Annotated in this window: 7 protein-coding genes; 6 read left to right on the top strand and 1 reads right to left on the bottom strand. The window is 65.9% G+C overall.

The features are described 5' to 3' along the window. From RMO23_RS13435 to RMO23_RS13415, 5 genes are all read left to right on the top strand, one after another. A partial coding sequence (locus tag RMO23_RS13435; RefSeq protein ID WP_309682382.1) for a tandem-95 repeat protein occupies positions 1-1,791 on the top strand: 1,791 nt, incomplete at its 5' end. A 62-nt stretch (positions 1,792-1,853) separates the two neighbouring features. After that, the gene (locus RMO23_RS13430; RefSeq protein ID WP_309682379.1) at positions 1,854-3,743 is read left to right on the top strand and encodes a TolC family protein; all 1,890 of its coding nucleotides are present in this window, start codon (positions 1,854-1,856) and stop codon (positions 3,741-3,743) included. Next, a complete protein-coding gene (locus RMO23_RS13425) occupies positions 3,740-4,558 on the top strand; it encodes an HlyD family efflux transporter periplasmic adaptor subunit (RefSeq protein WP_309682376.1) in 819 nt (272 codons plus the stop codon). The genes RMO23_RS13430 and RMO23_RS13425 overlap by 4 nt, the downstream gene beginning before the upstream one ends. An 81-nt stretch (positions 4,559-4,639) precedes the next feature. Further along, the gene (locus RMO23_RS13420) at positions 4,640-5,986 is read left to right on the top strand and encodes an HlyD family efflux transporter periplasmic adaptor subunit (RefSeq protein WP_309682373.1); all 1,347 of its coding nucleotides are present in this window, start codon (positions 4,640-4,642) and stop codon (positions 5,984-5,986) included. Then, positions 5,983-8,145, top strand: a complete 2,163-nt coding sequence (locus RMO23_RS13415; RefSeq protein WP_309682370.1) for an HlyD family efflux transporter periplasmic adaptor subunit — start codon at positions 5,983-5,985, stop codon at positions 8,143-8,145. The genes RMO23_RS13420 and RMO23_RS13415 overlap by 4 nt, the downstream gene beginning before the upstream one ends. A gap of 167 nt (positions 8,146-8,312) precedes the next feature. Here the strand turns inward: RMO23_RS13415 and RMO23_RS13410 are convergent, their stop codons facing one another. Continuing rightward, entirely contained in the window at positions 8,313-9,215 is a 903-nt protein-coding gene (locus tag RMO23_RS13410; RefSeq protein WP_309682367.1) for a LysR family transcriptional regulator, read from the bottom strand. A gap of 126 nt (positions 9,216-9,341) precedes the next feature. On the opposite strand from RMO23_RS13410, the gene RMO23_RS13405 reads away from it, so the two are divergent. Beyond that, positions 9,342-10,322, top strand: coding sequence for a tripartite tricarboxylate transporter substrate binding protein (locus RMO23_RS13405; protein WP_309682363.1), 981 nt, complete (start codon positions 9,342-9,344; stop codon positions 10,320-10,322). The last annotated feature ends 37 nt before the right edge of the window (positions 10,323-10,359 follow it).

The raw sequence follows: 10,359 nt of genomic DNA, 5'->3' as shown, positions 1-10,359 counted from the left end.
CCCGACGGCACGCTGGCCTTCACGCCCGCGCTGAACGTCAGCGGAGCGGTGCTGATCAGCTACAGCATCAGCGACGGCCAGGGCGGCAGCGCCACGGCGACGCTGACGGTCAATGTCGGCGCCAACAACGCGCCCGACAGTGCGGACAAGACCGTGAGCACGGCCGAAGACACCCCGGTCACGCTGGGAACGGCCGACTTCGCCTTCAGCGACGCCGATGTGGGCCAGAGCCTGGCCAGCGTGCGCATCGACAGCCTGCCGGCCAGCGGCAGCTTGCTGCTGGGCGGCGTGCCGGTGACGGCGGGCCAGGTGATCAGCGCAGGCGACATCGCCGCCGGGCTGCTGAGCTTTGCGCCGGCCCTGAACGGCAACGGCAACGGCTACGCCAGCTTCAGCTTCAGCGTGCAGGACTCGGCCGGCGCCTTTGACGCGCTGCCCAACAGCGTGACGATCAACGTCACGCCGGTCAACGACGCGCCGCTGGCGCTCGATGACACGCTGGCGCCGCTCAACGAGGACACGCCCGTCACGATCGCCCCGGCCAGCCTGCTGGTCAACGACAGCGACGCCGACGGCGACCCGCTGACGATTGCCAGCGTGCAGGGCGCCGTCAACGGCACGGTCAGCCTGGTGGGCGGCAACGTGGTGTTCACCCCGAACGCCAACTACAGCGGGCCGGCCAGCTTCACCTACACCCTCATCGACGGCAACGGCGGCAGCGCCACGGCCACGGTCAGCCTGACGGTGGTGCCGGTCAACGACGCGCCAGTGGCCAACGACGACCTGGCCAGCACCCCGATCAACACCCCGATTGCCAGCATCGCCGTGCTGGCCAACGACACCGATACCGAAGGCAACCCGCTGACGGTGACGGGCGCCGCGCTGAACAACCCGGCGCTGGGCACGGTCAGCGTCAACCCCGACGGCACGCTGGCCTTCACGCCCGCGCTGAACGTCAGCGGAGCGGTGCTGATCAGCTACAGCATCAGCGACGGCCAGGGCGGCAGCGCCACGGCGACGCTGACGGTCAATGTCGGCCGTGCTGATGAGCCGCTGATTGCCGGCAACGACAACGTCCCGATTGGCAGGCCGCCGGAAACCCTTCCCGGCTTCACGACGGTGGCTGACCCGGCGCTGCATGTGCTGTTCAGCATCAATGACGCTCGCAGCGAGATGGAACTGCGCTCCGGGTTGGGAGTCTTCCAGGCTGACAGCGTGACGATGGCAGAGCTGACCGGTCGTCAGCGGCCCGATCTGGATTTTGCAGAAGGCAACCAGATCGGTTCCCGAGGCCTCGGTGGCGACCGGGACAATGTGGTCCGGGCATCGAACAACCTCTACGTGCAGCATGCCGTGAGGCACCAGGCCTTGGGGACGGAGCACGGCCTGTTCGTTCAGGACTCGGTGCGTGCCTCGCAACTGGAGTCATTGGCGCGTGGTCTGCGCGTGGAAAGCGTCAACTCCGCTGCTTCGGGCGTCAGCACCTTGCTTGACCCCTTTGCAATCGGTGCGCCTATGGTAGAGCCGACTCCCGCAGAAAAAGAAGCAGATTCCCAGAAGTCGAAGGCGGCACAGACAGGAACGAGATCGCTTGCCGAATCTGCGAAAGAGGCTAAAAATGTCGAAGTCGGCAAAACGCCATCGTCTTCCGACGACTCATCAGTAGGCCAGCCTCAGCGTCGCGCTGCGGAAGGCTTTGGGGCCCAGTTGCGACGCAGCGCAACAGACTTCCGGCCGCGTGTGGCGCGCACGGAAGTTGCGGCCAAAGGAACTACCCGGGTTCAACGTTGAACTCATGACCATATTTGAATGAGTACGAGCCAGAACCCATTGAGCTACAAATTACCATGAACATGCTGAACAAAAGAATCAAGAATCTCAAAGCTGCCTTGCCCCGGCTGGCACTGCTGACTGCGGCTTTGGTGCTGGCCGGTTGCACCGTCACGCCGAAATTGGCAAGCCAGGACGAGGTGCGCGACCGTGTCAAGGCTGACACCGACCGCATGTACCTGAACCAGACGCCGATATCGGGCCCCGTCACCCTGGAAGAGGCGATTGCCCGAACCCTCAAATACAACCTTGACTACCGTCTTAAAAAGATGGAGTCAGCATTGGCGCTGGGCCTGACCGATTATTCGAGCTACGACATGCTGCCCAAGCTGCTGGCAACGGCGGGCTACCGCACCCGGAACAACGACTCCGGCGGAACCAGCATTGGTATCGAGGACGGCATTCAGTCCCTTCGGCCCTCGACCTCCGAAGAGCGCAGCCACACACTGGCTGGCGCGGAGTTTTCATGGAATTTGCTGGATTTTGGCGTCTCGTATTACCGGGCGCGCCAGCAGGCAGACCAGTTTTTGATCGCCGAGGAGCGTCGGCGCAAAGTCGTGCAGAACATGGTGCAGGACGTGCGTGCGGCGTACTGGCGAGCGTTGGGGGCGCAGCGACTGGCAGCCCAGACGAAAGACATCCTGGAGCGCGCCAAACTGGCGCTGGCCCGGTCGCGTGAGGCCGAAACCCAGCGTGTGATTTCGCCGGTGCAGGCCTTGAACTATCAACGTGCGCTGCTCGACGCAATTTCTTTCCTGAACCAGCGGCGCCAGGACCTTGAATTTGCCAGTCGCGAGCTGGCCGCGCTGATGAATGTCGAGCCTGGCGTCAACTTTGTGGTGGCCGAGGCCGTCGAGGCCAGGCTGCCGGCGCCGCCCAACGATGTGCGCAAGCTCGAAGAGCTGGCCCTGCTGCAGCGCCCTGAACTGCGTGAAGAAGACTTTAAAAAACGCATCTCGGCCGATGAGACCCGCAAGCAGCTGCTGAGCATGTTGCCTGGCATCAGCTTTGATGCCGGCGTGCAGTACGACTCCAACAAGCTGCTGTACAACAACAGCTGGTCGCAGGGCGGTATTCGTATCTCCTGGAACCTGCTGCATCTGCTCGCATTGCCGACCCTGAAAAACACCCAGGAGCAGCAGGCCAAGACCGACGAAGCCAGGCGCATGGCCTTGTCGATGGCTGTCATGACGCAGCTGCGCGTGGGCGTGGAGCGCTATCGCCTTGCCGTGGAAGACTTCAAGCTGGCGGACAACGCCGCCCAGGTTGACAAGCGCATGGCCGACTACACCCGCGCCTCGGTCACCGCCAGACTCGACAGCGAACTCGAAGCCATACGCACCCAGGCGCGCGCTGTGCTTGGCAGTTACCAGCGTGCCAACACCTATGCCGGCGCCCAGATCGCGTTTGGCCGCCTGTACAACACGCTCGGCTTTGACCCCTTGCCCGATGATTTTGACGGCAACGATATTCCCACGCTGACCGAGCGTGTCCGCAGCCACCTGAAAGCCACCGAGCAGGACACACTGAAAATGACGTCCAACCTGTTTGGTCACGCGCCTGCGGTGTCGGTGCAACTGGTCGGTGTCAGCGACCCGGTGATGCAGGTGCGCATGAAGGCGCAGATCAATGAATTGCTGGACCGCAACCAGGTCGCGGTGGATGCGGTGAATGGCGTGCCGGTGACCTTCACGCTGCAGCGCGAACCCAGGGATGGCCTTGAGAAAGCCAGCTGGTCCATCGTCCTTGCGGATGCGAAAGGCAAGGTCAAGGGCGAGGCACAGCATGCCAGCATGCTGCCGGCCAATGCGCGCAACACCGTTTACGAAGCCACGCTGACGGCCGCCGTCACCGCGAAGCTGCCGCAGATGCGCGGCTGGCTGGCCGACATGGCGAAAGAGGCTCAGCAATGACGGGAACGCAACGACGGATTTTGGCTGGATTGACGGGTTTGATGATTCTGGGCGCCGCGGCCACCCATGCGCAAACACCAGCACCTGCGGCGCGCCCCGCAGTCGCCGGCGCGGTCACGTCAGCTCGGCCGGCCGACGCCCCTGCTTCGCCAGCCGACTCGGTTCGCGTCCTGCTGGTGGCGGACCGGGAAACCACCTTGTCCAGCCCGGTCACGGCCCGCATCAAGATGCTTTACGTGTCGATCGGCGTGTCCTTTGGCGCGGGCCAGACGCTGGTCAGCTTTGACTGTGAAGAGCCGGTCGCCCGGTTGCGCATGGCCAACGCCGAGCTCTCGGGGGCCGTGGAAACGCATGAGGCCAAGATACGCATGCAAGGCCTGGAGCAGGCCAGCGATGTCGAGGTTGCGCTGGCCGCCAGCGCAGCCGCCAAGGCGCGCGGCCAGGTCGAGCTGCAAAAAGCCCAGGTCGCCCAGTGCACCCTCAAGGCCCCTTGGGCCGGGCGCGTGGCCAAGGTGCATGTGCGAAGCCACATGAGCGTCACGCCGGGCCAGCCGATGGTGGACCTGGTCAAAAGCGGGCCGCTGCGGCTCAAGCTCAATGCGCCCTCACGCGTGATCGGCAAGGTCAAGACCGGCACCGTCTTTGACATCGCCATCGATGAAACCGGCAAGACCTATCCGGCGCGTATTCTGGCGGTCAATAGCCGGGTGGATCCGGTCAGCCAGACCATAGAAATCGAAGCCGCCGTGGACAAGGACTATAAAGACCTGTTGCCCGGCATGAGCGGGGTGGCCAGCCTCAGTTCGCTGCGCTGATTTATGATGCGGCCTTGATTCGCAGGTCGCCGGCGCCGCCGGCCTGGCCGGTCGAATCCCTAACGGCTACCTCTTCCAACCATGAGCAATCATCTTGAGACGGCGGGGACGGCGGCCCTGGCCGCATTGCTCCATCTGGAACAGCGCGCGCTGGCCGCCGCCACGCCTGCCGCACTCGGTTTCACGGTCGTCAATGAAACCCTGACGCTGGTGCACTACCGCCAGGCCGCCTTTTTTACCTGCCCGGCCAATGGCAAACTGAAGCTGGCTACCGCCTCCGGCCTGGTCAGCGTGGCCGAGGACTCTCCTTATGCAGTCTGGCTGGGCCGCTTTGCGCAGTCATTCCCGGCGCTGCCCGGCTGCGAGAAATACGACTTCGGCCAGGCAGCGCCCGACTTTGTGGACGGCTGGGAGGAATGGCTGCCCGAACACCTGCTGGTGGCCACGCTGTTTGATCCGTCCGGCCAGCCAGTGGGTTTGGTGCTGTATGCCCGCGAGACACCCTGGCATGACACCGAAATCGCCCTGCTCGACCGGGCACACCAGAGCTACGGCTACTGCCTTGACGCGCTAAGCCGTGGGCCGCGGCGGCTGGGGGCGGCCCTGGGTTCGGTGTTTCAGGGCCGGTTCGCCAAATGGCTGGCCATTGGCGCGCTGCTCGCCATGCTGATTCCGGTTCGCCTGTCGGCGCTGGCGCCGGCCGAGGTCATCGCGCTGACGGCCATGGCGGTGGCCTCGCCGCAGGATGGCGTCATCAGCGCTTTCCATGTGCAGCCCAATGCCACCGTCAAGGCCGGCGACAAGCTGTTTTCGCTCGACGATAGCGCCCTGGCCAGCCGCCGCGAAGTGGCCCTGCGCGGCGTGACGATTGCCCGCGCCGACCTGCTGGTGGCCGAACAGCGGGCCTTTGATGACCTGAAAAGCAAGGGCGAACTGGCGGCGGCGGCCGGCCGGGTGCGTGAAAAAGAAGCCGAACTCGCGCTCGTCGAAACCACGCTGGACCGCGTCGCCGTGAAGGCCGAGCGCGACGGCATTGCCGTGTTTGGCGACCCCAATGACTGGCTGGGCCGGCCGGTGCAAACCGGGGAGCGGGTGATGCAGCTGGCCGACCCGCGCGATGCCGGGGTGCTGGTCTGGCTGCCGGTGGCCGACGCCCTCAACCTGGAGCCGGGCGCGCCGATACGCCTGTTTCTGCACACCAAACCCCTGAGCCCGCTGCCGGCCACGCTGCTGCAGACCAGCTACCAGGCGGTGCAAAGCCCCGATGGCGTGTCGGCCTACCGGCTGCGCGGCCAGTTTGAAGCGGGCGCCGACAAGGCCCGCATCGGCCTGCGCGGCACGGCCAGGGTGTCGGGCGACTGGGCCGTGCTGGGCTACTACCTGTTCCGCCGGCCGATCGCCGCCGTGCGGGAGTGGACCGGCCTGTGACCACCGTCACGCTGGCCGGGCCGCAGCCGCAGCAGCCGCAGCAGCTGGCGCTGCCGGCCTTGCGGGAAGAGCTGCGCCTGTTGCCCGCCGCCGCCAACCACGACGGCTCGCCGGCCTGGATGGTGCAGGATCCGGTCAACAACCGCTTCTTCCGGATTGGCTGGCTCGATTTCGAGGTCTTGCTGCGCTGGAGCCTGGGCTCGGCCCCGGCGATAGCCGAGTCGGTCTGCGCAGAAACCACGCTGACCGTTGACGAGGCCGACATACAGGCCCTGATCGCGTTTCTGGAGCAGCACAGCCTGTTGCGCGCCGACAGCCCCAGGGCCGTGGACCGGATCCGCCAGCGCGCGGCCCAGCTCAGGAAAAACCCCTACGAGTGGTTGCTGCACAACTACCTGTTTTTTCGGGTACCGCTGATCCGGCCGCAGCGGTGGCTGGCAAAACTGCTGCCTTACCTGAACTGGATTTTCACCCGCGGCACCGCGCTGGCCGTGCTGGCCCTGAGCCTGGCCGGCCTGTTTCTGGCGGCGCGGCAATGGGAAACCTTCGCCAGCACCGTGGTCGATCACCTGACCTGGTCGGGCGTGCTGGGCTATGCGGTGGCGCTGGTGTTTGCCAAGACCGTGCATGAAATGGGCCACGCCATCACCGCCACGCGTTATGGCGTGCGGGTGGCGCATATGGGGGTGGCGATGCTGGTGCTGTTTCCCATGCTGTACACCGACACCAGCGAAAGCTGGAAGCTGACCCGGCCGCGCCAGCGGCTGGCGATTGCCAGCGCCGGCATCCTGACCGAGCTGGCCCTGGCCGGCCTGGCCACCCTGGCCTGGAGCCTGGCGCCCGATGGCGCGGTAAAAAACGCCCTGTTTTTTTTGGCCACCACCAGCTGGGTGCTGACGCTGCTGGTCAACGCCAGCCCGTTCATGCGCTTTGACGGCTATTTCATCCTGACCGACCTGCTCGATTTTCCCAACCTGCACGAGCGCAGCGGCGCGCTGGCCCGCACCTGGCTGCGCCGCCGCCTGCTGGGTTTTGACGACGCCTGGTCCGAGCGCACGCCCGGCCATGGCAATGCCCTGCTGATCACCTTTGCGCTCATCACCTGGCTCTACCGGCTGACGATTTTTCTGGGCATTGCCTTGCTGGTCTACCACTTTGCCTTCAAGGTGCTGGGGATTTTCCTGATGGCGGTGGAGCTGGTCTGGTTCATCTGGCGGCCGGTGGCGACCGAACTCAAGGTCTGGTATGCCCGAAAAGCGGAAATCAGGCTGAGCCGCAAGCGCATGGCCTGGGTGCTGCTGGCACTTTTTCTGCTGGCCGCGCTGCTGCCCTGGCGCACCGGTGTGCGCGGGCCGGGCTGGGTTCACCCCGAGCGCCAGCAGCTGATTTACTCGCCGCTGGCCGGCAAATTGACCGCATTGCCCGCGCCGGGCGCCGTCAAACAGGGCCAGGCGCTGTTCACGCTCGAATCCCCCGACCTGAAGCTGTCGGCGCAGCGCGCCACCGGCCTGGCCGATGCCAGGGCCAAGGAGCTGCTGGGCCTGAGCGGCCTGCCCGGCGGCGAGGAGCGGCGCTCCCAGGTGCAGGGGCAGCAGGACAAGTTCATGGCCGAGGCCAGCCTGTTCGAGGGCGAACAGTCGCGCATGCTGCTGGCCGCGCCCTTTGCCGGCGTGCTCAGTGACCTGGACCCGCAGCTGACGGCCGGCGTCTGGGTCCAGCCGCGCCAGCCGCTGGCCATCGTGGTCGACCCCGCGCACTGGACGGTGGACACCTTTGTGGCCGAGGAAGACATTGCCCGGGTGCGCGTCGGTGACCATGCCCGCGTCTACATCGAGCTGCGCTCGCTCGAAAGCCTGCGCGGCCGCGTGGTCGAGGTCGATGCGGCGCGCACCGCGATGCTGCCGCACGGCATGCTGGACGCCAACAGCGGCGGCCCGATCGCCACGCTGCGGCCGGCGGGCGATGAGCGGCTGGGCGAGCGCCGCGTCGAGCGCGCGCCCCGGGACGCGCTGTACCGGGTCAAAATCGCGCTCGACGAAGCGCCCCGCGGCCAGCAGATGATGCTGGCCAAGGTGGTGATTTCGGGCGAAGGCCGCGCCTGGCTGCCCACCGTGCTGGGCCGGGTGGCGGCGGTGGCGATTCGCGAAAGCGGGTTCTAGGCGCCCGCCGTGCATGGCGGCATCCCCAAAACGCGTCCGAAGACGCCGTTTTCAAGGGTTCATGAATAAAATGTACCTATAGCCCAATAAGGGTATGCGCCTACAGCTATTATTTTGATAGCGATGTGAGTGTGACTCCCGCCAGTCGCCGGGCCCGCCTCGGCGCCTCAGTCGCGCAGCCGCTCGGCCACAAACTGGCGGAACAGGCCCATCGACGGCGCCTCGGTGCGTCCGGCCAGCGTGACAAACGCAAAGCGCGCGCCAAAGGCCAGCGGCGGCTCGGTCACCAGTTCGGCGAGCTGTCCCGCCTCGATGCCGGCGCGTGCGGCCGCCAGGATGCCCTGGTAGATCGCGTCCGAGGCCTTGACGGTTTCGATCAGGCTCGTGATGTCGTCGCAACGCAGGCTCACGGCCTGCTGCGGGTCGGCCCGCGGCCCGAAGAGTTTGACCAGCCTATGCGCCACTTCCGCGCTCAGCGGCGTCGAGGCCAGCGGGTAGCGCAGCATCTCGTCAAAAGACACCGGCCTGCCGGTCTGCAGCAAGGGGTGGCCGCTGCGGCAGACAAAGCCGGCGCGCAGTTCGGTCAGATACCCGATGGCCAGGTCGGGTGCCGGCGCGATGCGGCGAACGTCTATCACCAGCGCGTCCAGCGTGCGCTGGCGCAGCTGCATCAGCTGCAACTCGGTTGCGCCCGGCGATACGCTGACCTGCACGCCCGGATGGTGCCGGGCCATGTGGACCAGAAACGGTGTCATCAGCATCGCGCCCGGCCCCGAACCCAGGCCGAGGCGGATGGCGCCCAGGTCGCCCTGCTTGAGCAGCTCCGCACTGCGGCGCAGCTCGGTCGCCTCGGACACCATGCGCCGGGCGCGCACCGCCACGGCCTGGCCCAGCGGCGTGAGCTCGTTGCGCTTGCCCGTGCGGTCGATCAGGCGCGCGCCCAGGTCGTCTTCCAGGGTCTGGATGCTGCGGCTCAGGGCCGACTGCGTCAGGTGCTGTTGCTCGGCGGCGCGGCTGAAAGAGCCGGTGTCGGCCACGGCCAGCAGGTGTTCCAGGTGTCGCAGGTTCATGGTTCAGGCGCATTGAATGAGTAATATGAATAGTAATCACAAAAATAATGCATTGGACACATCAATTCATGGTGCCTAGCATCCCTGAAGTGCATCCCTCGTGCACTCATTCCAAGGAGACATCCCATGAACGCATTCAAGACATTCAGCGCCCTGCTGGCAGGCCTGTTGCTGGCCACCGGCGGCGCCCTCGCCCAGACCTACCCGAGCAAGCAGGTCAACCTGATGGTGCCCTACCCGGCGGGCGGCCCGTCCGATTCGATTGCGCGCATCTTCACCGTGCCGCTGGGCAAGGAGCTGGGCCAGCCGGTCATCGTGGAAAACCTGGGCGGCGTCAGCGGCGCGCTGGCCGCGCAAAAGGTGCTGGTGGCGCCCGCTGACGGCTACTACCTGTTCCAGGGCTCGCCCAACGAGGTGATCCTGTCGGCGCTGGCCAACGCGGCCGTCAAATTCAAGGCCGAGGACTTCCGCCTCGTGCATCCGGTGGCCGATGCGGTGATGGTGTTCGTCGTGCGCAAGGACTTGCCGGTCAGCAATGTCGATGAATTGATCGCGCTGGCGCGCAAATCGGGCGACAGGCCGCTGAGCTACGGCAGCGTGGGCCTCGGCTCGCTCTACCACCTGATCCTGGAGAACGTGCAGCAAGTCGCCGGCATCAAGCTGACGCACGCGCCCTACAAGGGCAATGCGCCGCTGTTGCAGGACATAGGCGGCGGGCAGGTCGACTTTGCCGTGCTGGTGTACAGCGCCGGCATGGGCGCGCTGGCCGAGCAGGGCCGGCTCAAGGTGATAGGCCAGCTCGGCGCGCAGCGTTCCGAGCTGCTGCCGAACGTTCCGGCCGTCAGCGAAGGCAAGGAGCTGAAGAACTTCTCGTACAAGATCTGGAGCGGCCTCATGGTGCCGAAGAACACGCCGGAGAACGTGGTGGAACGCCTGCACAAGGCCATCGGCGCGACCTTGAAGGATCCTGGTGTGCGCTCGCAACTGGCAGCGCAGACGCAGGTGGCGTCTGCACCGATGTCGCTGGCCGAATCGACCAGGTTCTTCGAGGCCGAGACCACGCGCTACCGCGCCATCGCCAAGTCGATCAACCTGCAACCGCAGTGAGGCGCCGGCATGAGCACGCTGCTTGATGCGCTGAACG

Source organism: Polaromonas sp. (genome assembly GCF_031411155.1).
Taxonomy (GTDB): Bacteria; Pseudomonadota; Gammaproteobacteria; order Burkholderiales; family Burkholderiaceae_C; genus Polaromonas.
Note: the sequence above shows the minus strand (reverse complement) of the source record. Positions and strands in the feature narration are given on the sequence as shown.

Bases quoted from the DNA above. Each gene is read 5' to 3' on its own strand.
- RMO23_RS13430 (WP_309682379.1), top strand. From the start codon at position 1,854: ATGCTGAACAAAAGAATCAAGAATCTCAAAGCTGCCTTGCCCCGGCTG.
- RMO23_RS13425 (WP_309682376.1), top strand. From the start codon at position 3,740: ATGACGGGAACGCAACGACGGATTTTGGCTGGATTGACGGGTTTGATG.
- RMO23_RS13420 (WP_309682373.1), top strand. From the start codon at position 4,640: ATGAGCAATCATCTTGAGACGGCGGGGACGGCGGCCCTGGCCGCATTG.
- RMO23_RS13410 (WP_309682367.1), bottom strand. From the start codon at position 9,215: ATGAACCTGCGACACCTGGAACACCTGCTGGCCGTGGCCGACACCGGC.
- RMO23_RS13405 (WP_309682363.1), top strand. From the start codon at position 9,342: ATGAACGCATTCAAGACATTCAGCGCCCTGCTGGCAGGCCTGTTGCTG.